This is a genomic window from Caballeronia sp. LZ034LL, assembly GCF_031451215.1.
Classification (GTDB): Bacteria; Pseudomonadota; Gammaproteobacteria; order Burkholderiales; family Burkholderiaceae; genus Caballeronia.
Genome location: NZ_JARUXR010000001.1, coordinates 1,498,219 through 1,524,037, shown reverse-complemented (window position 1 = coordinate 1,524,037; position 25,819 = coordinate 1,498,219). Strand labels below are relative to the sequence as shown.

The window sequence follows — 25,819 nt, the reverse complement described above, 5'->3', positions numbered from 1 at the left end:
GTGACCGGGTCACGTTGTCAGGCATCGGAAGCAGGATGCGCGGCTTTCTTCAGACGAGCATCATTCGTCGAACAACTCATGAGGATGCTTGCTCGCGGCCTTCATCGCCGCCCGGTTCGCGAGCCAGGCCAGCGCGCAAAGCAACGCCCCCGCCGCGCCGTAGGGCGCGAATCCGAAGCGTCCGGACGCGCCGGTGCTCAGCGCGTAAGCGGGCAACAGAATGCCCGCGGAAAGAAGAAAGTACCGCAGCCAGCGCACAGTCGATGTCCTCCGGGCGCCCGGATGCAATTTGAATTGCCCGGGCGCGGCTCATGCCAGTTGGGTCGCAGTCAGCGTGATGCGGATCGCGGCGAAACGGGCAGATTAGCAAGTTCCGGTCCCCGTCGGTCCGGCGTGCGCTTGCTGTCGGTGCGTCAGTGCGTCAGTGGGAAATCTCGTCGAGCGTGCGATTGTTCGTGCGCGGGCCGAAGAAGCCGATGGCGCCCATCACCATCACCATCGAGCCGCCGATCAGGCCGAACACGCCTTCCACGCCCACATGCCGCAGCGCGAAGGCGATCATGAAGCCCGAGAACATCGCGGAGAGGCGCGACATCGAGTAGACGAAGCCGACGGCCGTGGCGCGGATGCGCGTCGGAAACAGCTCGGTCTGGTACGCGTGATAGCCGACCGAGAGCAGGGTGCCCGACAGCGTGATGAGCACACCGAGCAGCATCAGCATGGCAGGCGACGACTGCGTCGCGAACAGGCTGCCGAAGACCGCAATGCCGAGCGCCGAGAGCACGATCAGCGTCTTGCGTTCGATGCGATCCGCGAAGGCCATGGCGAGCAACGGCCCGAACGGATTCGACGCCGCGATGACGAACGAATACATCAGGCTGTGGGTGATGGTCACGCCCTTCGACACCAGCAGCGTGGGCACCCACGACGCGAAGCCGTAGAAGCCGATCGCCTGGAACAGGTTGAATACCAGCAAAGTGATGGCGCGGCGGCGGTACGGGCGTTGCCAGATCTCGCCGAAACGCGCCTTGTCGGAGGCGGCGGCCGGTTCGCTGCTGTCATCGGGGGCGGGCAGTGCCTGGCCGTATTGCCGGGCGACCCTGGCTTCGAGCGTACTCAAGACGCTGTCGGCTTCGTCGAGACGGCCCTGTTGCGCAAGCCAGCGCGGGCTTTCCGGCACGCGGCGGCGAATCGCCCACACGATCAGCGCGCCCAGTGCGCCGATGATCACGACCCAGCGCCATCCGTCGATGCCAAAGGGCGCGCGCGGCACGAGCCACCACGAGAACAGCGCGACGGCGGGCACCGCCGTGTACTGCACGAGATGCACGAAGGCGAACGCGCGGCCGCGCAGATGTTTCGGCACGAGTTCGCTGACATAGGTATCGATCGTCACCAGTTCCACGCCCACGCCGATGCCCGCGATCAGCCGCCACAGGTTGATGGCGGCTGCGCTGTCCTGCCAGGCCATCGCGAACGTGGCGATCGAATACCAGAGCAGCGACACGGTGAAGGTGGTCTTGCGGCCGAAGCGATCGGCGAGGCGCGTGAAACAGAGGGTGCCGATGAACAGGCCCGCGAACGAGGCCGCGACGAAGGCGCCCAGTCCTGAGAAGCCGAAGAACGAGGCGGTGGTCGTCGAGTAGAGGCCGCTCTTGACCAGGCCCGGCCCGACGTACGCGGTGAAGAACAGATCGTAGAACTCGAACCAGCCGCCGATCGACAGCATGAAGACCAGCGCCCATACCGAGCGTGTCGCGGGCAGGCGGTCGATACGCGCGTTGATGCGCTGCGATCCGCCGGCCTCCGGTGGGTTGTGCGGCGGGTTGACCCCATCGACGGGCAGGCTGGCCATCTGCATGTTCTCCTTTGCAACTTTGATGTTAGTTCTGTTAGACAGAACCGTGTTCTGTACAGCAGCATGCGTATGGTAGTCGTGCGCCTCGTCAGCGAGCGACTAGGGATAACACCAGCAAGCTTGCGTGAGGAGCGAGGCGGCGACGCCTCGTCGCGGAGATTCGGCTAGCCGCCGCGATCGGTCGTGTCGTCGCGGTCGAAGTTGGCGATGCTCGCGTCGTAGCGCGCGGCCATGCCGCCCAGCGCGGTGGTCGCCTGCTTCGCGCTGAGCAGGAGCGCCTTGAGCGCGGTGTCGATGGTGGCGGCGTCGCCGAATCGACCTTTTGGTCCGGACACCGTCAGCGCGCCTGCGATCAGGCCGGTGGCATCGAATACCGGCACCGATGCCGACGTGGTCTCCGGATCGCGTTCGCCGTACGACACGGCGAACAGTTGCGCGCGCACCTCATTCCAGCGCGGGTCCGACGCTTCGGTGAACGCCAGCAGCACCTTGCCGGACGCGCCTTTGTCGATGGCGAATTCTTCGCCCACCCGGATCGCGACGCGGACGCTTCGCGTCGGCTCGACGCGGTACAGGACCAGGCGCTTGTCGCCCTGGCGCACATACAGCGAGGCGGTCTCGCCGAGATCGCGGCTGAGCTGCTGAAGGATGGGCTCGACCACCGGCCCCACCTGGAAAGAGCGCTGGTAAAGCGTGGCGAGCCGCAGCGGTTGATGTCCGATCGCGTACTGCCCGTCACTCAGCTTGCGTATGAAGCCGCCGTGTTCGAGTGCGGCGAGCAGACGCAGCACCGTGCTCTTGTACAAGCCGGTACGGCGCGAGAGTTCCGTGAGCGTCAGCCGTTCGTCGGTCGGCCCGTAGGCATTGAGGATCGCGAACGCGCGATCCAGGACCGCGACACCACTGGATGTTTCCGGCGCGTCTTCCGATGGCGCTCCCATTGAGGGCGCGGGTGTCGTCATTTCTGTTCCTCCCTGGCTGTCCCGCCACTTTACAGTTCTGTCGTGCAGAACTCAAATTCTGTTTATCTCGATTTAATCGGGTTTACCCATCTTCAACCTGATCAAAATCACTCCTATAGTTCTTTCTAACAGAACCATGATCTATCAGATAGAACTTTGGAGCGAATCTTGGAACCTTCCACCCCAAAAATCCTGATCAGCGAAGTGGGCCCGCGCGACGGTCTGCAAAGCATCAAGAGCGTCATGCCGACCTCAGCCAAGCTGCGCTGGATCTCCGCGCTGGCGGAAGCCGGCTTGCAGGAAATCGAAGTGGGTTCGTTTGTTCCCGCCAGGCTGCTCCCGCAGATGGCCGACATTCGCGAGGTGGTCGCGCATGCGCTGTCGCTGCCGGGGCTGCATGTGGCCGTGCTCGTCCCGAACCTGCGCGGCGCGCAGGGCGCCTTCGAAGCGGGCGTTCACAAGCTGACGCTGCCGGTCTCGGTGACCGAGGAACACTCGATGGCGAACATCCGCAAGACGCCGGCGCAGATGATCGAAGAGGTGCGCCAGATCGTCGCGTTGCGCGACGCGCAGTATCCGGGCGTGGAGATCGAGGCGGGCGTATCGGTGGCCTTCGGCTGCACGCTTGCCGGCACGGTGACGGACGACCAGACCATGCGCATGTGCGTCGCGATGGCCGAGTGCGGCGTGGACGAGATCGGTCTCTCCGATACCAGCGGCTACGCGAACCCGGTCCAGGTACGCCGCCTGTTCCGCCGGCTGCAGTCCGAACTGGGCGCGAAGGCGGGCGGCGCGCACTTTCATAACACGCGCGGCCAGGGACTCGCCAACGTGGTCGCCGCGCTCGACGCCGGCGTCACCACGATCGATTCGAGTCAGGCCGGTCTCGGCGGCTGTCCGTATGCGCCGGGCGCGACCGGCAACATCGTCACGGAAGACCTCGCTTTTCTGCTGGAGGCGATGGGCTACCGCACCGGCGTGGACATCGACAAGCTGATCGCCGCGCGCGCGATCCTCGCCGAAGCATTGCCCGGAGAAGCGCTCTACGGACACGTTCAGGATGCCGGACTGCCGAAGGGCTTCGCCTATGCGGACGGACGCGCGCCGAGCGCGCCGCAACCCGAAGGCTGTCTGCTGGGAGCCGCGCAATGAACGACGTGCAAGCGAATCAAGCCCTGCCGTACAGCGGCGTGCGCGTCGTCGAAATGACGCACATGGTGATGGGACCGACCTGCGGCATGGTGCTCGCCGATCTGGGCGCGGAAGTCATCAAGGTCGAACCGATCGCGGGCGACAGCACGCGTGCGCTGCGCGGCTCGGGCGCGGGCTTCTTCGGCACCTTCAATCGCAACAAGAAGAGCATTGCGGTCGATGTGAAGGACGCGCGCGGCATCGAGATCATGCACAAGCTGGTCGGCAGCGCGGACGTGTTCAGCGAGAACTTCAAGAGCGGCACGATGGACAAGCTGGGTCTCGGATATGCGGCGCTGGGCAAGCTGAATCCGCGTCTCGTCTATGTGTCGCACAAGGGCTTCCTGCCGGGACCGTACGATCATCGCACCGCGCTCGACGAGGTCGTGCAGATGATGGGCGGCCTCGCGTACATGACAGGACCGGAAGGGCGTCCGCTGCGCGCGGGCACGAGCGTCAACGACATCATGGGCGGCATGTTCGGTGCGATCGGCGCGATGGCGGCGCTGGCGCAACGCGAACGCACGGGGCGCGGACAGGAAGTGCAGAGCGCGCTGTTCGAGAACAACGTGTTCCTGGTCGCGCAGCACATGATGCAGTACGCGGTGACCGGTCACGCCGCCTCGCCGATGCCCAGCCGCATCTCCGCGTGGGCCGTGTATGACGTGTTCTCGGTCAGGGATGGCGAACAGATTTTCCTGGCGGTCGTGTCCGATACGCAATGGGCGATCTTCTGCGACGCGTTCGGGCTGTCGGCGCTCAAGTCGGACGAGCGCATCGCGACGAACAATCAGCGCGTGCAGGCGCGCGACTGGCTGTTGCCGCAACTTCGCGAGCATATGGCGGCGTTCACGGCGGCGGAGATCAGCGCGGTGTTCGAGCGCTGCGGCTTGCCCTATGCGCCGATCACGAAGCCCCAGGACCTGTTCGACGATCCGCATCTGCTCGCGACCGGCGGACTCGCCGACGTGACCTTGCCCGCCGACGCCAGCGGTGCCGGCCAGGCCGTGTCCACGCGGACCGCGCTGCTGCCCCTGACGCTCGATGGTGAACGGCTGAGCTTGCGTGCGGCGCCGCCGTCGCTGGGCCAGGACACGCGCGCACTGCTCACGCAGCTCGGCTATACGTCCGAGGCGCTTAGGCAGTTGACCGAAGCGGGCGTCGTCAAGTGCCAGGAATCGGCCTGAACGGGCCGAAGCACGACATCTCATTGCGCTGCACGAACAGCGCGACCGACAGGAGACGACCCATGCCATCCCTTTCCTCCAACGTGGTCGCCGACCGTCCCGTCGATGCCACGCTCGAACAACAGGCCGTGAAAAAAGCCGCGTGGCGCTTCATCCCGCTGCTCGCGCTTGCCTACTTCTTCAACTATCTGGACCGCACCAGCGTGGGCTTTGCCGCGCTGACGATGAATCATGACCTCGGCCTGACGGCCACGCAGTTCGGCTGGGGCGCCGGCATCATGTTCGCGGGCTATTGCGTCTGCGAGGTGCCGAGCAATCTTGCGCTGTACCGCTTCGGTGCCCGCCGCTGGCTTGCGCGCATCATGATCACGTGGGGCTTCTTCGCGGCCGCCACCGCGCTCGCCACCGGTCCCGCCAGCTTTTATGCGATCCGGCTGCTGCTCGGCATCGGCGAGGCAGGCTTCTTTCCGGGCGTGATCTTCTTCCTCGCCGTGTGGTTTCCGGCCAGCTATCGCACGCGCGTGCTCGCCTGGTTCACGGTGTCCACGCCGCTTTCGTCGCTGGTCGGGGCGCCGCTGTCGACGTGGCTGCTCTCGATGGACGGCGTAATGGGACTGGCGGGCTGGAAGTGGATGTTCATCGCGGAAGGCTTGCCCGCATGCGTGCTCGGCTTTCTCGTGCTCCGGATGCTCGTGGACCGGCCCGCCGATGCGAAGTGGCTCTCTCCGCAGGAGCGCCAGGCGTTGCAGAACGCGTTCGATCGAGAAGGCGCGGCCAGTACCAAAAAGAAGGACTTCGGTGCGGCGCTGAAGGACGCGCGCACGTACATCCTCGCGCTGATCTCGTTCGGTTTCACGATGGGTTCGTATGGTATCGGCATCTGGCTGCCGCAGATGCTCAAGGCCCATGGCATGAGCATGACGGAGACGGGGCTGCTGTCAGCCGTGCCGTATTTCTTTGCCACCATCGCGCTGCTCTGGTGGGCGAGGCGGGTCGACCGGCGCGGCGCGCCCGTCGCGAATCTGGCGGCGGGTTTGTTGATCGGCGCCGTGACGCTCGGCGTATCGACGCACTTTCATCAACTGCTGCCCGCGATGACCGGGATCACGCTGGCGCTGATCGGCACCATCGCGGGCCGCACGATCTTCTATACGCTGCCGAATCGCTTTCTCTCTGGCCAGGCGGCGGCCGGCGGCCTGGCGCTGATCAATTCGATCGGCGCACTCGGCGGCTTTGCCGGACCTTATCTCGTCGGCTATCTCAAGGACAGCTTCGGCACGTTTACAGCGGGCATGATCGGCTTGTCGGCGGTGCTGCTCGTCACGACCTTGCTGACGCTCTCGCTCTACGCCTTCAAATCGGAACGGTGAGGAACGCGCGCATCATGAGCACGACTGGCAACTACCTTCCCGTACGCGCTTCGTGGCTCGCCACGGGCACCGAGGCGGCGCTCGAACCGGACATGCCGATCATCGACGCGCATCATCATTTCTATGAGCGCGCCGGATGGACCTATCTGCTCGACGACTACCTCGAGGACATCGGGTCAGGGCACAACATCACGGCGTCGGTGTACATGCAGGCGCTGACGCGGTATCGAAAGGACGGTCCCGAGGCGATGCGTCCGGTCGGCGAAATCGACTACGTGGTCAGGGCCACTGCGCCGTTGCAGGAAGGCAAGCGGCAGATGGCGAAGGGGATCGTCGGGTATGCGGATCTAAGGCGCGGCAGCGCGGTGCGGGACGTGCTCGAAGCCGCATTGCAGGCAGGCGAGGGCCGTCTACGCGGCGTGCGGCATCTGGTGACCTGGGATGCGGACCCGACGCTCGTGAATCCGATATCGGCTGCACCGCAAGGCCTGATGCTCGATGCGGCATATCGGGCGGGCGTGGCGCAACTCGATGCGCTCGGCCTGTCCTGCGACGCCTGGCTGTTCTTCACGCAATTGCCCGAACTGTTCGATCTGGCGAAGGCCTTTCCTCGCACGCCGTTCATCGTCAATCATTGCGGCGGCGTCGTGCGGATTGCGAGTTACGCCGACCAGCGCAAGGAAGTGTTCGACCGGTGGTCGCGTTCCATGCGCGAACTGGCGCAATTGCCCAACGTGCATGTGAAGCTGGGCGGCCTGGGCATGCGGATCAACGGCTTCGATTTCGAAAAGGGCGCGCGGCCGCCTTCATCCGTCGAACTGGCGGAAACCTGGAAGCCGTGGATGCACACCTGCATCGATGTGTTCGGCGCGGATCGCTGCATGTTCGAGAGCAATTTTCCGGTCGACAAAGGTTCGTATCCCTTCAGCAACGGCTGGAACGCATTCAAGCGCCTGACTGCTCAGGCAAGTTCGCAGGAACGCGAGGCGCTGTTTCGCGGCACCGTGAGCCGCGTGTATCGACTCGACTGACCTCCTGCATGGCCGACGCGATGCCCCGGTTGGCCATCGGCAGCATGTTTCGAAATGAAAGACAGATCTTTACGCCTGAAATGCAACAATATATCATTGCGACCGCGACGTCATGGCGTGCTCCCGTTCGACGTCAAATTCCTGCCCGCAATGAGCAACGATATATTGTTGCGCGACTTGCGCGAGCGGCATCAAAACGAAATCAAAGCCAAAAACCACCGTGAAAAAAGACCTGAAACGCCTGTCGCAACGTGCTCTGCGCCTGTCCCCGCTGTCGTTGGCGTGCTTCGCACTCGCCGCGCAAGCCCAGGACGCAGCGACGGCGGCGCCGTCGGTGCCGGGCGGCGCGCTTGCGCCGGTGTTCGTCACCGCCAATCCGCTGGGCGATACGGATCTCATCGCGCCCGCGACCGCCCTCTACGGCGATGAACTGACGCGCAGGCAGACCAACTCGCTCGGCGAGACGCTCAACGGTCTGCCGGGCGTCTCCACGACGACCTACGGGCCGATGGTCGGCCGCCCGATCATCCGCGGCATGGATGGCGACCGCATCCGCCTTCTGCAGAACGGCGTGGCGGCGTGGGACGCCTCGTCGCTCTCCTATGACCACGCGGTGCCGCAGGAGCCGCTGACCATCGAGCGGGTCGAGATCGTGCGCGGGCCGGCGGCGCTGCTGTACGGCGGCAATGCGATTGGCGGGGTGGTGAATACGATCGACAACCGCATTCCGCGAGAGCCGATCAAGGGCGTGGACGGCGCGGTCGATGCCAGTTACGGCGGCGCCAACAACGCCCGCGCAGGCGAAGCGATGGTCGAAGGCGGCAATGGGCAATTCAATTTCCACGTCGATGCCTTCGACCGCGAAACCAGCAAGGAGCGCATTCCGGGCTTCGCGCATTCGGACCGCCAGCGCGCGCTCGACGGCCCCGACGCCGATCAGGCCTACGGCAGCATCCCGAACAGCGATGGCCGCTGGCATGGCGGGGCCGTGGGCACGTCGTACACCTGGGCCGATGGCTACGCGGGCCTGTCCTACAACGGCTACGAAGCGAACTATGGCTCCGTCGCCGAGGACGATGTGCGGCTGCGCATGCATCAGGATCACGTCGCGTTTGCGTCCGAAGTGCGCAATCTTCAGGGACCGTTCTCGCAACTGAAGCTCGACTTCGGCTACACCGACTACGAGCACAAGGAAATCGACAACGGCGAGACCGGCACGACGTTCCGCAACCACGGCTACGAGGCGCGCCTTGAAGCGCGGCACAAGAAGATCGGGCCGCTGGAAGGGTCGATCGGCGTGCAGGTCAGCCAGAACACCTTCTCCGCGCTCGGCGACGAAGCGCTCGTGCCGACCACGCAGACCACCAACGTCGCGCTGTTCGGCCTCGAGGAATGGAAGGTCACCGACCGCCTCACGCTGAGCGCCGGCGCGCGCTACGAACATGTGAGCCAGGATCCGACCGCGGCCGGCAACGACAAGTTCGCGAGCGCGACCACGCGCGATTTCAACACCGTGAGCGCCTCGCTCGGCGCGCTCTACAAGCTGACGCCCGTATGGTCCGTCGCGGGCGATGTCGCGTATACGGAACGCGCGCCCGCGCTCTACGAACTCTTCGCCAACGGCCCGCATGATGCGACCGGACAGTATCTGATCGGCAATCCGGACGCGCAGAAGGAGAAGGCGGTTTCGGCGGACCTGTCGCTGCGTTTCGCGAGCGGTCCGAACAAGGGCAGCATCGGCGTCTTTTACAGCCGCTTCCGGAACTACCTCACCGAGTACAACACGGGCCGTCTCGTCGATGACGACGACCAGGTCGTCGCGCCCGGCACCGACGACGCCCTCAACGAAGCGGTGTATCGCGGCGTCCGCGCGGAGTTCTACGGCATCGAGTGGGACAGCAAGTGGCGCGTCTTCGAGCACGGCGCGCACACGGTCGATTTCTCGCTGGTCGGCGACTACACGCACGCCCGCAACATGGACACCGGTTCGCCGCTGCCGCGCATCTCGCCGCTGCGCGTGACCGTCGCGCTGGACTATGGCTACGGCCCCTTCGGCGCGCGCGCCGAGATGCAGCATGCGTGGGCGCAGCATCGTGTGCCGGAAGACGATCTGCCGACGGCCAGCTACACCAGGCTGGGCGTGATCCTCACCTACAAGTTCCACGTCGGCAGCACGCACTGGCTCGCCTATGTGCGCGGCGACAACCTGACGAACCAGGACATCCGTTACGCCAGTTCGGTCGTGCGCGATATCGCGCCGGAGGGCGGACGCAGCGTCATGGTCGGCGTGCGCACGACGTTCTGATCGTTCTGATACGCACCGCGCCCCATCCATCAAAGGAACCAGCATGGACTCAAGACTTCCGGTCACCGTTCTTTCGGGCTTCCTCGGCGCGGGCAAGACGACGCTGCTCAACCACATCCTGAACAACCGGGAAGGGCGGCGCGTTACGGTCATCGTCAACGACATGAGCGAGGTGAACATCGATGCCGCGCTGGTCCGCAACGGCGGCGCGCAGCTGTCGCGTACCGATGAAAAGCTGGTCGAGATGAGCAACGGCTGCATCTGCTGCACGTTGCGCGAGGACCTGCTGCTGGAGGTGAACCGGCTCGCGAAGGAAGGGCGCTTCGATCAGCTCGTGATCGAATCGACGGGTATCTCCGAGCCGCTGCCGGTCGCGGAGACCTTCACCTTCGCCGATGAAAGCGGCCAGAGCCTGTCCCACGTCGCGCGTCTCGACACCATGGTCACCGTGATCGATGGCTTCAACTTCCTGCGCGACTACAGTTCGCAGGAGAGCCTGCATGCGCGTGGCGAATCGCTGGGCGAAGAGGATCACCGCACGGTGGTCGATCTGCTGATCGAGCAAGTGGAGTTCTGCGACGTCATCGTGCTCAACAAGATCGATCTAATCGACGACGAAAGTTGCGAACGCCTGAAGGCGATTCTGCGCGGGCTGAATCCGCGTGCGCGAATTGAAGTGTCGACGTTCGGCTGCGTGCCGCTCGACCGCGTGCTGGACACGAAGCTGTTCGATTTCGAGGAAGCCGCCGATGCGCCCGGATGGCTCAGGGAGATGCGCGGAGAGCACACGCCGGAAACAGAGGAATACGGCATCCGCAGCTTCGCCTGGCGCGCCCGCCGGCCGATGCATCCGCAGCGGTTCTGGGCGCTCATCAATGGCGAATGGCCGGGCGTCGTGCGGTCGAAAGGCTTCTTCTGGCTCGCCAGCCGGCCGACGTATGCCGGGTCGTGGTCGCAGGCGGGCGCGGTATGCCGTCACGGCGCGGCGGGGTTGTGGTGGGCTGCGGTGCCGAAGGAGCACTGGCCTGCCGATCCGGATACGCTCCAGTCGATCGAAAAGGAGTGGCATCCGGAAGTCGGCGATGCGCGGCAGGAGATGGTCCTGATCGGCATGGACATGGACGAGGCCGGGTTGCGGCAGCGGCTGGATGCGTGCTTGCTGACGGATGCGGAAATGGCGCAAGGACCGGCGGCGTGGCTTCGGTTTGCGGATCCGTTTCCGGCCTGGGGCGGTGAATCCGAGGCAGCGTGAAGCACGCGGCGCGGTTACGTCGTGCAGCAGACACACGGCAGGAAGCGGGCCGGCGTTTGATACGCGATGCATCCTCGAGCGGGCGAAGGCAGGGCATGCATCGCCTCGCGTCATGCCTCCTGCGTCAGGCGTTGAGCTTGTCGATGACGGCCAGCAGATCCGTCAGCGCCTGCTTGCATTTCGCCTGTTCGGGGGCTTTGGCGCGGAGTTCTTCCAGCGCGTGATCGATGGCCTTGTGCATGCAGGAGGTGTATCGCAACGCGCTGGAGGAACTGATGCCGCTGGCGGAAGCGCGGCGGATCGATATCGGCGTGTCGAGCGATGCGGAAGTGACCGTGAACGCGCCGTATTCCGACATGCTGGTGCTGGTGCGCAACATCGTCGACAACGCGATCCGCTACACGCCCGAAGACGGGCGCGTGGATCTTTCGATGGGCGCTGACGCAGGTCATGCATGGATACGCGTGGAAGACACCGGGCCCGGCATACGGGATGACGACCAGCGACGCGTCTTCGATCCGTTTTACCGCGTGCCTGGAAACGATGCCGACGGATCGGGCCTTGGCTTGTCGATCGTGAGCACTATCGCGGCGCGTTTGCGGGCGGACATCGAACTGCTCAATGTGAAGCCTGCGGGGCTAGTCGTGACGGTGCGGTTTGAACGCTCACGTGAATAGCTGTTCTCGCTCGGTGTTGAAGAATGCCCGCCTGATCTCATGAGCGGCGCAGAGATTCATCAGTCATAGCGGCATTCTCCACTGCACATTCAGAAGGTGCTCCCGCATGCGTGACCCTGCGGTCACGCCGTCGCGTTCCATCATCGCGCTGACGATTGCTTGATGCTGCAAAGCGAAATGCCTGCGCGTCTCCTGATCCGCGGTCTTTTCACGCAGGTTCGGCTTCATGCGCATGCTGTTCACCACATCCATCAGCGCGATGATCGAAGGATTGCGCGTGGCCTGCGCGATCAGCAAATGGAATCGATGATCCCATTGCTGCCACTCCTCGTCATCGTTCGCCATTGCATTGCGGCGCGCGCACTTCTCCAGCTCCGCGAGATCCTCAGGACTCGCCTTGCGCGCAGCCAGTTCGACGAAAGCGGGCTCGAGCACAAGCCTCATTTCGGCGATATCCGCGGGACTTGCGCCCGCGCGCAAGCTGCGTAGCGACGCCGTGAATCTGAGGGGACGCGCGCCGAGATACGTGCCTCGCCCGACCCCGCGCCACACCCGCCCGGCCGCTTCCAACGATGCCAGCGCAGCACGCAGATCGCGCCGGCTGAGCGCAAGCGCTTCAGCGAGCTTGCGCTCGGGCGGCAACACATCGCCATCCTTCAGGCCGCTTTGCGCAATGTAGTCGAGCAGCATGTCGAGTGCGGGCTTTTCCATGATCGATCCAGATGAACCATTGATTATTGGTTCAAGCGTATCACGAACCTCGGGCAGGGCGCCAATTGCAAGGTTTTTAATGGTGAAGTACGCTAAATATCGTCACAGAAATTACCCGTCAAAACGAACCAATACTGATTGGTTCACGCGACGGAACCCGCAAATGGCCTTCACGACACGACCTGAACTCATCGGCACCTTCGGCATGGCCGCATCGACGCACTGGCTCGCGAGCGCCTCCGCGATGGCGGTGCTGGAAAAAGGCGGCAATGCCTTCGATGCCGCCGCTGCCGCCGGCTTCGTGCTGCAGATCGTCGAGCCTCACCTGAACGGACCGGGCGGCGAGTTGCCGGCCATCTTCTACAGCGCAAAAGAGGACCGCGTGCGCGTGCTGTGCGGTCAGGGCGTGACGCCCGCCGCCATGACCATCGCGCGCATGAGAGAACAGGGTCTCAGCGTGATGCCCGGCACCGGCCTGTTGCCGGCGGTCGTACCGGGTGCGTTCGGCGGCTGGATGACGATGCTGCGCGACTACGGCCAGTTGCCGCTCGAAGACGTACTGAGCTATGCGATCGGCTATGCGGAGAACGGTTATCCGGTGCTTCCGCGCATGGCGTCGTCGATCCTCGCGATCCAGGACTTCTTCAAGAGCGAATGGCATACGTCCGCCGAACAATGGCTGCGCGACGGTGAAGCGCCCAGGCCGAATCATCTGTTCGCGAACCCGGCCATCGCGGACACCTACAAGCGCATCCTGCGCGAAGCCGGCACGCAGCGTGACCGCGCCGAACAGTGCGAGCGCGCGCGGACCGCGTTCTATCGCGGCTTTGTCGCGGACACGATCGACCAGTATTTCCGTTCGACCGATGTGCTCGATACCTCGGGCCAGCGCAATCGCGGCCTGCTCGATGCGTCCGATCTCGCGCGCTGGGAAGCGACCTACGAAGACGCCGTCTCGTACGACTATGCCGGCTTCACGGTGCACAAGACCGGGCCATGGGGACAAGGCCCGATGTTCCTGCAACAGCTCGCGCTGCTGAAGGGCTTCGATCTCGCGGGCATGGATCCGCTCGGTCCGGACTTCGTGCATACGGTGATCGAATGCGCGAAGCTTGCCTTCGCCGATCGCGACGTGTTCTACGGTGATCCGAACTTCGCGGACGTCCCCATCGACACGCTGCTGAGCGACGCCTACAACGACGCACGCCGCGGCCAGATCGATCCGCAGCGCGCATCGTTCGAGTTCCGTCCCGGCCCTTTGCTCGACAGCGAGGTGCGTGCCGCGAAGATTCTCGCCAACGCGGGCCGTCAGCAGCCGGGCGGCTTCGGTCAGGGCGAACCGACCTTCGCGCCGTTGCCCGAGTTGCGCGGCGACACGGTGCATCTGGATGTTGTGGACCGCTGGGGCAACATGGTGTCGGCCACGCCGTCGGGCGGCTGGCTGCAGGCATCGCCGGCGGTGCCGGGGCTGGGCTTCAACATCACCACGCGCGGCCAGATGTTCTGGATGGAAGAGGGCTTGCCGTCATCGCTCGGGCCGGGACGCAGACCACGCACGACGCTCTCGCCGACGCTCGTCACGCGCGATGGCAAGCCTTACGCCGCGCTCGGCACGCCGGGCGGCGATCAGCAGGATCAATGGTCGCTGCAACTGTTCCTGCGACACGCGCACTTCGCGATGAACCTTCAGGCCGCCGTCGATGCGCCGTCGTTCCAGACCGCGCATTTTCCCGGCTCGTTTTATCCGCGCGAGATCCAGTTGGGCAAGATGTCGGCCGAAGCCAGTTTCCCGCAAGCGACGCTCGACGCGCTGCGGGCGCGCGGCCACGATCTCACGGTGGCGGAGCCATGGTCGCTCGGACGCGTGTGCGCGGTCGGCATCCGCAACGGGCTCATGCGCGGCGCGGCCACGCCGCGTCAGATGCAGGCTTACGCCATCGGGCGCTGACCTTCAACGGGAACCCACATCATGTCTGCTGTCGCCGCCCGCCTCGAACGGCTGCCTTTATCCGGCTTTCACCGCAAGCTCCTGATCATCGGCGGCATGGGGTATCTGTTCGACGGCCTCGATTCGTCGTCGCTCGCGTTCCTGCTTCCCGTCGTCAGCAAGCTGTGGAACCTGACCAGTGCGCAGACCGGACTGGTCGCGAGCAGTACCTATATCGGCTATTTCTTCGGCGCGTTTTTGTCGGGCGTGCTCGCGGACGTGATCGGCCGCCGCCGCATCATGATGAGCGCGCTCGCCATTTATTGCGTGGCATCGCTCGCGAGCGCAACCGCGCAGGACTGGCATACGTTCTTCGCGCTGCGCATCGTCGCGGGCTTCGGCTCGGGCGCGGAGACCGTGGTGATCGCGCCGTTTCTCGCGGAGTTCGTGCCGCGCCGCTATCGCGGCATGTTCTGCGGCGCGCTGGTCGGCTTCATGTCGTTCGGCTATTTGAGTTCGTCGATTCTCGGCTATACCGTCGTGCGCAACTTTCCGGACGGCTGGCGTTATCTCGCCGTCATCACCGCGCTGCCCGTGGTGATGCTGCTGTGGTGGCGCCGCACGCTGCCCGAATCGCCGCGCTGGATGGAAAGCCAGGGACGCACCGCCGAAGCCGCTAGCGTCGTCGATGAAATCGAAGCCTGGTATGCGCGGCGCGGCATCGCGCTCGCACCGCTCTCGTCGGTCAGTGCCATCCCGTCCGCCGCGAAGAGCAGCGGCAGCGCCTGGCTCAATGTGAAGTCGCTGTGGTCGAAGCGGCTTGCGGGCACCACCGCCGTCAGCTGGCTCATGTGGTTCGCGGTGGCCTTCGCGTACTACTCGTTCTTCTCGTGGATTCCCAGCCTGCTGGTCAAGGAAGGACTCACGATGACGAAGAGCTTCGGCTTCTCCATCGCCATCTACGGTGCGCAGATTCCAGGCTATTTCTCGGCGGCGTGGCTCAACGAAAAGATCGGCCGCAAGGGCGTCGTCGCGTCCTATATGACGCTTGGCGGCATCGCGGCCATCATGCTGTCGCTGTCGCATACCGGGCCGCAGATCATCGCGGCGGGCATCGCGCTGTCGTTCTTCATGAACGGCGCGTTCGCGGGCGTCTACGCCTACACGCCCGAGATCTTCCCGACGTCCGTCCGGACCACCGGCACGGGTTCGTCGTCGTCCTTCGGGCGCATCGGATCGGTCAGCGCGCCGATTCTGGTCGGCATCGTGTATCCCGCATTCGGCTTCTTCGGCGTGTTCGCGATGACCACGGCTGTGCTGCTCGCGGGCGCGTGCGTGGTCTTTTTCCTGGGCATCGAAACGCGCAACCGCTCGCTCGAAGACATCGAAGTCAACGGCGACGTCGACAACGAGGCACGCGAAAGTCTCGCGCGCAGCTAGCAAGTTCCTTCAAAAGACCTCACTTTCATGCGCTCTGTTCAGTCACCTGATCTGCAACGCCTCGCGCTCGCCATGCGCGAGCCCGCTCAACCGCTCACGTTGTTCAAGACCGTTGAGGCAGTCGCTGCCGAGACCATCGGCTTCCGTCTGCTCACGATCATGGCCTACGACGCAAGCCGTCACGAAGTGCAACGCCTGCATACCAACATGCCCGACGTCTATCCGGCCGGCGGCCGCAAGAAGAAGCAGGGCACCGCGTGGGCGACGCGGGTGCTTCATGAATTGAGACCTTTTCGCGGCGAAACCGCGCAGGACATCCGCAACGCCTTCGACGATCATTCGGTGATGGCCGACATGGGCCTGGGCTCGATCCTCAACATACCGATTGCCTATGACGGCGTGTGCGTCGGCACGATGAACCTTACCCACGTCGAACACTGGTACACGAGCGATCACGAAGACGTGGGCCTGCTGCTCGGCGCGTTCCTCGCGCCCGCGCTGATCGCGCACGCGGCGCGCTGCGCGCAAGAGGAGCCGCGCGCATGAACGGCGCCGCGCCTGACCGCCGCCGCTGGCTGATTGTTTTTGCGCTCGGTTATCTCGCGCTGCTGGTGGATGGCGCAGACGTGATGATGTATGGCCTCACGCTCACACGGATCAAGAGCGAGTTCGGCCTGAGCAACGTCGAGGCGGGCGCGCTGGGGAGCCTGACGCTGGTCGGCATGGCCGTGGGCGGCATACTCGGCGGCTGGGCCAGCGACACGCTCGGCCGCGTGCGCGTGGTGGTGTGGGCGCTTGCGCTGTTCTCGCTCGGCGCGGGCCTGCTCGGGTTCACGCACAGCTTCTGGCAGTTCGCCGCGGTGCGCTTCGTCAGTTCGCTGGGCATCGGCTGCATGGTGCTGGTGAGCACGCTCGTGGCGGAGTATGTGCCGACCGAGCGCCGCTCGTTGATACTCGGCATGCTGCAAACGGGGGTGTCGGCAGGGTATATCGTCGTCATCGCGTTGAGCAACTGGATCCTGCCTCACTACGGCTGGCGCATGTTGTTCTATGTCGCGACGATCCCCGTTCTGCTCGCCCTGGCAATTCACTGGTTCGTGCCCGAGCCGCCGGGCTGGCGCGCGAGCGTATCGCTGCAACGGGCCGCGCGTGAGCGCCGCGCCTGGCGCGAGAACCGCTACACCCTGATCTTCTCGGATCGCGAAGCACGCAAGATGTTCGTCCTTTGGGCACTGGCTTCCGTGTTCGCGCTGTCGGGCTTCTACGGCCTCAACAACTGGCTGCCGACGTATCTGGAGAAGGAACTTCACGTGCGCTTCAGTTCGATGGCGGGCTACATGATCGGCACCTATGTGGTGGCCTTCATCGGCAAGATTTTCGCGGGCTGGCTCGGCGATGTCTGGAGCCGGCGGGGCATGTATGTGATCGGCTGCATCGGCGCGGCGCTGTTTCTGCCCGTCATCATCTTTCTGCACACGCGCGAGAACATCATGGTCCTGATGCTGTTCTTCGGCTTCCTGTACGGCGTGCCGCTCGGCACGATGGGCGCGTTCATGTCGGAGAGCTTCGCCACGCGGATACGCGGCACGGCGGTCGGCGGCTCGTATAACGTCGGGCGCTTCTGCTCGGGCGCGGCGCCGGTGCTGATCGGTTATGTCGCGACACAATTCTCGTTCGGCATGGGCTTCCTGCTGGTGGGCGCCGTGTTCTTCCTGAGCGGCGTGTGCACGCTGTTCATTCCCGACCGGCTATACGACACCAGCGCGCAGGACCCCGCCGACTTGTCCCCGCCGGATCAGCGCGAACGGTTGATCGAGGCGCGATCGCCCGATTTCGTGCAAGCCGCGAAACGCTGATACGCCTATTCAGCCTCGGCGCTCCGCAATACGTCGAGTGCGGCATCGCAAGCGCCGCGCAATTGCTCGCGCATGAGGTCCTGGACATCGGGCGAGCGCGCCACGATGGCGTCGCGGATCTTCGCCGCCATGTCGAACGATGCCCGCATGCGTCCGCCACGCGCCATGGCTATGCGACGCAGGCGCCGCACCGGTCCGATCAGTCCGGCGTGGTTGTCCTGCAGAGTGCGGTTATCGGCGATGGTCATGACGATCGCGTAATAGCGGTCGAGCGCATCGACGTAAGCCGAGGGGTCGTCGGCATCGACGCTCGCCTGCATGGCTGAGATGACATCGTCCAGTTGCGCCGTACCGAGCGGCGTGATTCGCTCCGACGCAAGCTGTACGGCCAGACATTCGAGCGCGGCGCGCACCGTGTAGATTTCCTCGACATCACGCACAGTCACGGCACGGACGTATGCGCCGACACGCGGCACGATGTTCACCAGACCTTCGCGCTCCAGCTGCGCGAATGCCTCGCGCATGGGCGTGCGGCTGACATCCAGCTGTTTCGCGACCTGCACTTCCGAAAGCCGGCTTCCCGGCGCCAGCACGCCTTCCACAATGGCTTCGCGCAACGCCGGAACGACGACGCCTTCGCTCAACGAATCGCCCGAAGCTTCCACCGCGCGCAGTCGTGCGTGGTAGCGCTCGGCGATGTCCTCCAATGTCGGCGTGCTTTTCGCGGCACGGATTGCCCCTTGGGTTGCTCCTTTGCTTGCCCCTTGTTTGCGAGCGGTTTTTGCGGCTGCCATTGACACCTCGATAGCTTTTTGAATACGCTGTATACAGATTATACACAAGGAGACGTCATGGATCGGGATGCACTGCCGCAACCTGTCTTGATCGACAGATCAGACGGCGTATTGAGTTTCACGCTGAACCGTCCGGAAGCCGGCAACGAAATCTCGGCCGCGATGTTCGATGCGATGTCCGCCGCATTGCGTGCGGAAGCGCTGGAGCCGACTGCGCGCGTGCTGCACATTCGCGCGACGGGCGATGCGTTCTGCGTCGGACGCGAGCGGGCAGGGACGGACGCGGTGTCCATCCGCAATGAAGTTGCGCGGCTCATCGAGATGAAGCGGCTCGTGCGCAATACCTCGCTCATCTCGATTGCGCAAGTTCAGGGCGATGCCATGGGCTTCGGCCTGGGTCTCGCGATGCTGTGCGACTTCACGCTGGTGGCATCGGACGCGACGCTTGCCTTTCCGGAAATGCGCAAGGGCTTGCCGCCCGCCGCGATCATGGCCTACGCAGGCGACTACGCCTTGCCCAAAGTGCTGTTTCCCATGGTGCTGTTCGGTGATGCCATCACGCCGGTCGAAGCCTTGCAGGCAGGCCTCATCACACGCGTTTGCGAGCGCGACGCGCTGCAGGCGCAGGCCGACGCATTGACCCGGCGCATCCTCGCGCTGGATGACACCGGCGCGCGCCACTGCAAGGCGTTTTTCCAGGCGGCGCAGGAAAGCCGCGTCGAGGACAACTTCCGCGCCGCCACCGACATGCTGACCGTCAGTTCCCTGCGGCTGATGCAGGCCCGCTGAGCGGAACGACAAGACGACAAGGAGGAGACAACCATGTACGTCAACGCAGGCCCGAGACTGGATCGATTGCCGATGTCGCCGTTTCATCGCCGCATCATGTGGCTGATCGGCATCGGCATGTTCTTCGACGGCTTCGATATCTATGTCGCATCGACCGTGCTCGGCGCGACGCTGCAAACGGGCTTTTCAACACTCGCGCAGAACGCGCTGTTCGTGTCGCTGACCTTTCTCGGCATGATGCTCGGCTCGCTCGGCACCGGCTTTCTCGGCGATCGTTTCGGGCGGCGCTTCACGTATCAGGCGAATCTCGCGATCTTTGGCGTCGCATCGCTCGGCGCGGCGCTCGCGCCGAACATGAGCGTGCTGATCGCGTGCCGCTTCGTGATGGGTCTCGGTCTCGGTGCCGAGAACGTCGTCGGCTACTCGACGCTGACCGAGTTCGTGCCGCCGGCCAAACGCGGGAAGCTGCAAGGACTGATGGCCGTGTTCGTCGTGTCGGGGCTGCCGGTTGCGGGCCTGATTGGCTTGTTGCTGATACCGCTCCTGGGCTGGCGCGCGATGTTCGTGGTCGGCGGTCTTGGCGCGCTCGGTGTCTGGTACGCGCGTAAATCGCTGCCGGAGTCGCCGCGCTGGCTCGAGTCGGTCGGACGCAACGATGAAGCCGAAGCGATCATGACGCGCATCGAAGCCGAAGTGACGGAGGCGCGCGGCGGCGAACCCTTGCCGCAGCCGGCCGTTGCGAAAGCATCGAACGCGGCGCCGATGTCGTTCGGCTCGCTCTTCACCGGCACGATGCTGCCGCGCATGATCGTCGGCTGCGTGACGCTCGTCGTCATCAATACGCTGTTGTATGGCTTCGTCACCTGGCTGCCGACTTTCTTCGTGCATCAGGGCATGAGCATCGCGAAGTCTTTCGGCTTTGCCCTCGTGATGTCGCTCGGCGCGCCCATCGGCAGCGGCATCGGCGCGCTGACGGCGGACGCGTGGGGACGCAAGCCGACCATCATCGGCGCTTCGTTCGCGGCCATCGTGTTCGGCGCGATCTATCCGTTCGTTTCCAGCCCGATGCTGCTGCCCATCATCGGCTTGCTGCTCACCATTCCGATCTACGTGCTCGTCGCGCTGCTATTCGCCGTCTATGTGCCGGAGCTCTTTCCGACGCCCGTGCGGCTGCGCGCCTCCGGCATCTGCAACACGCTCGGACGCGGCGCGACCATCGTCACGCCGTTCATCGTGGTGGCGTTGTTCGCGCAGCACGGCATCGTCGGCGTCCTGGCCATGATGATCGGCCTGCTCGCCATCCAGATTGTCGTGGTGGCGTGGCTCGGCGTGGAGCCGACTGGCGAACGCCTCGAAGACCTCCAGCCCGATGCTCCCGATACCCACGATGCTCGCCACGCGCATGCATCGCCTTCGAAATAACCGCAAGCAAGGAAATCACATGGACGCAGTGAACCCCAATCATCTCGACGCGCAGCTTTTCATCGACGGCGCCTGGACCGACGCTGAAACCGGCCGCACGATGGATATCGTCAATCCTGCCACGGGAGGCGTGATCGGCGCGTTGGCTGCCGCGACGGCCGGCGATGTGGATCGCGCCGTGCAAGCCGGTCACCGCGCCTTCGATTCAGGCGCATGGCGAGACATGCCGATTCAGCAACGCGCGCGCATCCTGAATCGCTTCGCCGATCTGTTCGAAGCTGACCTCGAGCAGTTCTACAAGCTGGAGACGCTCAACAACGGCCGGCCGATCTCCGAGACGCGTGCGCAGATTTCGCGCTTGCCGCAGTTCTATCGCTATTTCGCGGCGCTGGCGCTCACGCGCCGCAGCGATGTGATTCCGATCGAAGGCCCGTATCTCTGCTATACGCAGCGTGTGCCGCTTGGCGTCGTCGCGTTGATGACGTCCTTCAATCATCCGCTGATGATCCTGTCGAAGAGTCTTGCCCCCGCGCTCGCAACGGGCAACAGCGTCGTCATCAAGGCATCCGAGCAGACCCCGCTGACGACGGTGCGTCTGGTGCGCCTGCTGGATGAGGCGGGCGTGCCGAAGGGCGTCGTCAATGTGATCAATGGGGAAGGGCGCGAGGCGGGCGCAGCACTCGCAAGCCACCCGCTGATTCGCAAGGTCGTGTTCACGGGCGGCACGGAAGTGGGACGTTCGATCGGCGAAGCGGCCGCGCGGAATTTCGCGCTGACGACGCTCGAACTGGGCGGCAAGGGCGCAGTGATCCTGTTCGACGACTTCGACATGGAGCGTGCAGTGAATGGCGCGGCCTTCGCGGCCTTCATCGGCGCAGGGCAGACGTGCGTGTGCGGCGCGCGGATTCTCGTGCAGAAATCGATGTATGCGGAGTTTCTCGAACGCTTCCGCGCGAAGGCTTCACGCATCCGGGTCGGCGATCCGATCGATACGAAGACCCAGCTCGGCCCGGTGATTTCGGAGCGCTCGCGTCAACGCATTCTCGCCATGCTGGAACGGGCGAAGGAGTCGGGCGCGCAGCTTCTGACGGGAGGCGGCGTGCCGCAGGATCTCAAGACGGGCTTCTACATCGAGCCCACGGTGATCTACGACGTGACGCCCGAATCGGAGATCGGCCAGGAAGAGGTCTTCGGACCGGTCACCGTCGTGATGCCGTTCGACGATGAAGCCGATGCACTTCGCATCGCCAACGCCACGCAGTTCGGCCTCGCGGCATCCGTGTGGACGCAGGACGTCGCGAGGGCGCATCGCGTGGCGTCGAAACTGGAGTTCGGCATGGTGTGGGTCAACGACCATCACCGGCTCGATCCGGCGTCGCCCTGGGGTGGCTTCAAGAACAGCGGCGTCGGGCGCGAGACGGGCATCGAGTCCTTCGACCAGTTCAGCGAGCCGCGCGCCGTTACAGTGAACACGAGCGGCAAGACCGTGGACTGGTATGCGGACGACGGCGAGTTGAAGCGCCTCAACTGATCTTCCCACGCACTGCGGGGCGCACACTTCAACTGGACGATGGCAGGCGTCGCGTATGAAAGCGTCTATGCGCTTCGCACCATTGTTGGAGGAGCTGACCGTTGCGTTGGCAGTGGGTCATCTCGAGGTCATGCGTTGAAAGAGCAGGGCGGTGTCATCGGCCATCTCCGCAGCCCTGTTTTCAGCATCGCGCTTGACGATGGTGCCCTTCCGAAAAAGCAGGCACAACGCGGTTCGCCTGGCGCATGATGCTGTCACAACATTGACTCGCCACACGAAGGCATGCCTTCGCGAATGGCGCATTGACGGAGTGAGACAAGCCCATGCATCCCGATCAGGCAGCGGATGGCCCGCGCACGCTCTACGACAAGATCTGGGACCGTCACCGCGTCATGTCGCGCGACGACGGGCAGGACCTGTTGTTCATCGACCGGCATTTCATCCACGACGTCACCGCGCAGTCCTTCGACCTCTTGCGTCAGCGCGGGCTCAAGCCACGCTCGCCCGAGCGCATCTTCGGCACCGCGGACCACTACGTTTCCAGCGTCGCGAACGACATGTCGGCGGTAGCCGATCCGGAACGCCGCGCCATGATCCAGGCCTTGCAGCGCGACGCAGGCGAATCCCGCATTACTCTCTTCGACATGGACGACACGCGGCGCGGCATCGTCCACGTGGTCGGGCCCGAGCAGGGGTTGAGCCTGCCGGGCATGACGGTCGTGTGCGCCGACAGCCACACGTCGACACATGGAGCGCTGGGCGCGCTCGCGTTCGGAATCGGCGCGACGGAGGTCGCTCATGTGCTCGCGACCCAATGCCTCTGGCAGCGCAAGTCGGGCAATATGCGGGTCACGCTGGATGGCACGCCGGGTCCGGGCGTATCCGCCAAGGACCTGATTCTCGCCGTCATCGCGAGAATCGGCGTGGCGGGCGCCGCGGGCCACGTCATCGAGTACACGGGGTCGGCGATCGCCGGGCTGTCGATGGAAGGCCGCTTGACGCTCTGCAACATGACCATCGAAGCCGGCGGACGCGCGGGCATGATCGCGCCGGATGAGACCACTTATGCGTACCTCGCCGGACGTCCCTACGCGCCGACGGGCGAGCAGTGGGATCGCGCGATGCAGCACTGGCAAACGCTGGTCACCGATGCCGACGCAATCTTCGACCGGGAAGTGCATCTCGACGTTGCCGACATCGCCCCCATGGTGACGTGGGGCACCACGCCTGAATATGCATGCGGCATCGACGGACGCGCCCCCGATCCCGCGCAGCAGTCCGATCCGGATGCACGCGCGGCCATGTCGAAGGCGCTCGACTACATGGGCTTGCCGCCGCACGCCGCGCTGGAGGGCGTGGCCATCGACCGGGTCTTCATCGGATCGTGCACGAACGGGCGCATCGAGGACCTGCGCAGCGCGGCGGAGGTGGCGCGCGGCCGGCACGTCGCGTCCGGCGTCGAGGCCTGGGTGGTGCCGGGTTCGCATGAGGTGCGGGCGCAGGCCGAGGCGGAAGGGCTGGACCGCTTGTTCAAGGAAGCCGGCTTCCAGTGGCGCTTCCCCGGCTGCTCGATGTGCCTGGCGACCAATGGCGACATTGCCGCGCCGGGACAGCGCTGCGCTTCGACGTCGAACCGGAATTTCGTGGGCCGTCAGGGACCGGGCGTACGCACGCATCTGATGAGTCCGGCCATGGCGGCCGCTGCGGCGGTCACGGGCAGTCTGGTCGATGTGCGGCGCCTTCTGGGAGCATGACGATGGAAAGCCTGATTCATCTCGACGCCACGGCCGCGCCGATCGTCGCCATCAATTGCGATACCGACCAGATCCTGCCCGCACGCTTCCTGCAGAAGCCGCGTTCCGACGATTTCGGTCAGTTCCTGTTTCGTGAACTGCGCTTCGGCCCGGATGGCGTGGAAAGACCCGAGTTCGTTTTGAATCGGAGCTCGTTTCGCGAAGCGCGCATCCTCGTCGCAAATCACAACTTCGGTTGCGGCTCGTCGCGCGAACATGCTGTCTGGGCCTTGTATGACTACGGCATTCGTGCGGTCATCGCGCCGAGCTTCGGCGATATCTTCTTCATCAACTGCCTGAAGAACGGCCTGCTTCCCATCGTGCTGCCGGAGCAGATCGTCCTTCCTCTTCTCGAGAGCCTGTCCAGCGAGAACGCGCGCCGGATTTCCGTCGATGTGTCCGCACAGACCGTGACCTTGCCCGATGGCGCCTCGCATGCATTCGACCTGGAACCCTTCGCCAAGGCGTGCCTGCTGCGGGGGATGGACGAGATCGATTTCACGCTTTCCCATCAAGACCGCATCGATGCTTTCGAGCGCAACCGTGCCGCCCCGTTCTGAAGGCGCGACTCTATAACATGACTCTGGAGGAGTTCAGATGAAGATTGCAGTGATGCCCGGCGACGGTATCGGTCCCGAAGTTGTCGCACAGGCGCTCAAGGTGCTGCACGTCGTGGCGCCGCACGCGGAGCTTCAGGAAGCGCCGATTGGCGAGGCCGGCATTCAGGCGCATGGCGTGCCGCTTCCGGACGCGACACTCGACGTGGCGCGCAAGGCCGATGCCATCCTGTTCGGCGCGGTAGGGGTGGCCGACGAGGCCGGCATTCCGCGTGAACGCCGCCCTGGAACCGGCCTGCTGCAACTGCGTGAAGCGCTCACCTTGTACGCGAACTTCCGCCCGGCCTACATGTTTCCGGAGCTGATCGGGGCATCGACCCTGCGGCCGGAGGTGGTGGACGGACTGGATATCGTGATCGTGCGTGAACTGAATGGCGACGCCTACTTCGGTGAACCGCGCGGTTTCGAAACGAACGCTGCCGGAGAGCGGGTGGGTTTCAATACGATGCGCTATTCGGAGTCGGAAGTGGAGCGCGTGGCGCATGCGGCCTTCGGAGCGGCGCGCCGTCGTCATCATAAGCTCTGCTCGGTCGACAAGGCCAACGTGCTGGAGGCAAGCCAGCTGTGGCGCGAAACGGTCACGCGCGTCGGGCGCGACTATCCGGATGTCGAACTGAGCCATCTGTTCGTGGACGCCGCGGCCATGATGCTGATGCGCCGGCCCAAGCAGTTCGATGTGATCGTCACCGGCAATCTGTTCGGCGACATCCTGTCGGACGCCGCGGCCATGTTGACCGGGTCGATCGGCATGCTGCCTTCGGCGTCGCTGGGCCATGGCCGCAAGGGACTGTACGAGCCGGTACACGGTTCGGCGCCGGATATCGCCGGCAAGGATGTGGCCAATCCGCTGGCGGCCATTCTCTCGCTCGCGATGATGCTGCGCGAAAGCTTCGAGATGGAAGACGCTGCTGCTCGCGTCGAAAAGGCAGTGCGCGCGGTGCTGTCGGCGGGCTATCGCACCGCCGACCTGCAACAGGAAGGCACGCGAAGCGTCGGCACCCGGGACATGGGAGACGCGGTCGTCGAAGCATTGCGAAAAGACGTCGTGCAGGGCGGATAGCGCCGCGAGGCGGCCGGCATCGTTTGCGCGTGGCGCGCCCGGGATG

At 64.6% G+C, this 25,819-nt stretch carries 22 protein-coding genes; 17 read left to right on the top strand and 5 right to left on the bottom strand.

Features of this window, described 5'->3' with window-relative positions:
• Positions 1-60: 60 nt before the first annotated feature.
• The 3 genes from QCE83_RS07020 to QCE83_RS07010 all read right to left on the bottom strand — a co-directional run bounded on the left by QCE83_RS07020 (position 61) and on the right by QCE83_RS07010 (position 2,799).
• Positions 61-258, bottom strand: coding sequence for a hypothetical protein (locus QCE83_RS07020; RefSeq protein ID WP_309808345.1), 198 nt, complete (start codon positions 256-258; stop codon positions 61-63).
• A gap of 163 nt (positions 259-421) precedes the next feature.
• Complete coding sequence (locus QCE83_RS07015) at positions 422-1,855, bottom strand: MFS transporter (protein ID WP_404984743.1); 1,434 nt, start codon at positions 1,853-1,855, stop codon at positions 422-424.
• A 167-nt stretch (positions 1,856-2,022) separates the two neighbouring features.
• A complete protein-coding gene (locus QCE83_RS07010; RefSeq protein WP_309808343.1) occupies positions 2,023-2,799 on the bottom strand; it encodes an IclR family transcriptional regulator in 777 nt (258 codons plus the stop codon).
• A gap of 189 nt (positions 2,800-2,988) precedes the next feature.
• Between QCE83_RS07010 and QCE83_RS07005 the strand changes: the two genes are divergently transcribed.
• The 7 genes from QCE83_RS07005 to QCE83_RS06975 all read left to right on the top strand — a co-directional run bounded on the left by QCE83_RS07005 (position 2,989) and on the right by QCE83_RS06975 (position 11,833).
• Complete coding sequence (locus tag QCE83_RS07005) at positions 2,989-3,972, top strand: hydroxymethylglutaryl-CoA lyase (protein ID WP_404984245.1); 984 nt, start codon at positions 2,989-2,991, stop codon at positions 3,970-3,972.
• Positions 3,969-5,198 (top strand): CaiB/BaiF CoA-transferase family protein, encoded by a 1,230-nt coding sequence (locus tag QCE83_RS07000; protein ID WP_309808342.1) that lies wholly within the window; start codon positions 3,969-3,971, stop codon positions 5,196-5,198. The genes QCE83_RS07005 and QCE83_RS07000 overlap by 4 nt, the downstream gene beginning before the upstream one ends.
• A 62-nt stretch (positions 5,199-5,260) precedes the next feature.
• Positions 5,261-6,568 (top strand): MFS transporter, encoded by a 1,308-nt coding sequence (locus QCE83_RS06995; RefSeq protein ID WP_309808341.1) that lies wholly within the window; start codon positions 5,261-5,263, stop codon positions 6,566-6,568.
• Between the two features lie 14 nt (positions 6,569-6,582).
• Positions 6,583-7,599: an amidohydrolase family protein gene (locus QCE83_RS06990; RefSeq protein ID WP_309808340.1), complete on the top strand. Its 1,017-nt coding sequence runs from the start codon at positions 6,583-6,585 to the stop codon at positions 7,597-7,599.
• Between the two features lie 220 nt (positions 7,600-7,819).
• Entirely contained in the window at positions 7,820-9,904 is a 2,085-nt protein-coding gene (locus tag QCE83_RS06985) for a TonB-dependent receptor (protein ID WP_309808338.1), read from the top strand.
• Positions 9,905-9,947: 43 nt separating this feature from the next.
• The gene (zigA, locus tag QCE83_RS06980; protein WP_309808337.1) at positions 9,948-11,156 is read left to right on the top strand and encodes a zinc metallochaperone GTPase ZigA; all 1,209 of its coding nucleotides are present in this window, start codon (positions 9,948-9,950) and stop codon (positions 11,154-11,156) included.
• Between the two features lie 239 nt (positions 11,157-11,395).
• Positions 11,396-11,833, top strand: coding sequence for an ATP-binding protein (locus QCE83_RS06975; RefSeq protein WP_309808335.1), 438 nt, complete (start codon positions 11,396-11,398; stop codon positions 11,831-11,833).
• A gap of 63 nt (positions 11,834-11,896) precedes the next feature.
• On the opposite strand, the gene QCE83_RS06970 is transcribed toward QCE83_RS06975, so the two are convergent.
• Positions 11,897-12,544 carry an FCD domain-containing protein gene (locus tag QCE83_RS06970; RefSeq protein ID WP_309808334.1) on the bottom strand — a complete coding sequence of 216 codons (648 nt, stop codon included), beginning with the start codon at positions 12,542-12,544 and terminating at the stop codon, positions 11,897-11,899.
• Positions 12,545-12,707: 163 nt separating this feature from the next.
• Between QCE83_RS06970 and QCE83_RS06965 the strand changes: the two genes are divergently transcribed.
• The 4 genes from QCE83_RS06965 to QCE83_RS06950 are packed head-to-tail and all read left to right on the top strand — an operon-like array spanning position 12,708 to position 17,767.
• Positions 12,708-14,492: a gamma-glutamyltransferase family protein gene (locus QCE83_RS06965; protein ID WP_309808333.1), complete on the top strand. Its 1,785-nt coding sequence runs from the start codon at positions 12,708-12,710 to the stop codon at positions 14,490-14,492.
• Positions 14,493-14,513: 21 nt separating this feature from the next.
• Positions 14,514-15,911: an MFS transporter gene (locus QCE83_RS06960; RefSeq protein ID WP_309808332.1), complete on the top strand. Its 1,398-nt coding sequence runs from the start codon at positions 14,514-14,516 to the stop codon at positions 15,909-15,911.
• Between the two features lie 27 nt (positions 15,912-15,938).
• A complete protein-coding gene (locus QCE83_RS06955) occupies positions 15,939-16,457 on the top strand; it encodes a GAF domain-containing protein (RefSeq protein ID WP_309808331.1) in 519 nt (172 codons plus the stop codon).
• Positions 16,454-17,767, top strand: a complete 1,314-nt coding sequence (locus QCE83_RS06950; protein WP_309808330.1) for an MFS transporter — start codon at positions 16,454-16,456, stop codon at positions 17,765-17,767. Before QCE83_RS06955 ends, QCE83_RS06950 begins: the two co-directional genes overlap by 4 nt.
• Positions 17,768-17,772: 5 nt before the next feature.
• Here QCE83_RS06950 and QCE83_RS06945 read toward each other — a convergent pair whose 3' ends face one another.
• On the bottom strand, positions 17,773-18,561 hold the full coding sequence (locus tag QCE83_RS06945; protein WP_404984741.1) for a GntR family transcriptional regulator: 789 nt from the start codon (positions 18,559-18,561) through the stop codon (positions 17,773-17,775).
• A gap of 57 nt (positions 18,562-18,618) precedes the next feature.
• On the opposite strand from QCE83_RS06945, the gene QCE83_RS06940 reads away from it, so the two are divergent.
• The 6 genes from QCE83_RS06940 (at position 18,619) to leuB (ending at position 25,773) form a co-directional block, all read left to right on the top strand.
• The gene (locus QCE83_RS06940; RefSeq protein ID WP_309808328.1) at positions 18,619-19,350 is read left to right on the top strand and encodes an enoyl-CoA hydratase/isomerase family protein; all 732 of its coding nucleotides are present in this window, start codon (positions 18,619-18,621) and stop codon (positions 19,348-19,350) included.
• 33 nt (positions 19,351-19,383) lie between these two features.
• Positions 19,384-20,772, top strand: coding sequence for an MFS transporter (locus QCE83_RS06935; RefSeq protein WP_309808327.1), 1,389 nt, complete (start codon positions 19,384-19,386; stop codon positions 20,770-20,772).
• A gap of 19 nt (positions 20,773-20,791) precedes the next feature.
• A complete protein-coding gene (locus QCE83_RS06930; RefSeq protein ID WP_309808326.1) occupies positions 20,792-22,303 on the top strand; it encodes an aldehyde dehydrogenase in 1,512 nt (503 codons plus the stop codon).
• 323 nt (positions 22,304-22,626) lie between these two features.
• Positions 22,627-24,057 carry a 3-isopropylmalate dehydratase large subunit gene (gene leuC / locus QCE83_RS06925; RefSeq protein ID WP_309808325.1) on the top strand — a complete coding sequence of 477 codons (1,431 nt, stop codon included), beginning with the start codon at positions 22,627-22,629 and terminating at the stop codon, positions 24,055-24,057.
• 2 nt (positions 24,058-24,059) lie between these two features.
• Entirely contained in the window at positions 24,060-24,656 is a 597-nt protein-coding gene (gene leuD / locus QCE83_RS06920) for a 3-isopropylmalate dehydratase small subunit (protein ID WP_309808324.1), read from the top strand.
• Positions 24,657-24,693: 37 nt separating this feature from the next.
• Positions 24,694-25,773, top strand: coding sequence for a 3-isopropylmalate dehydrogenase (leuB, locus tag QCE83_RS06915; protein WP_309808323.1), 1,080 nt, complete (start codon positions 24,694-24,696; stop codon positions 25,771-25,773).
• Positions 25,774-25,819: the final 46 nt, after the last annotated feature.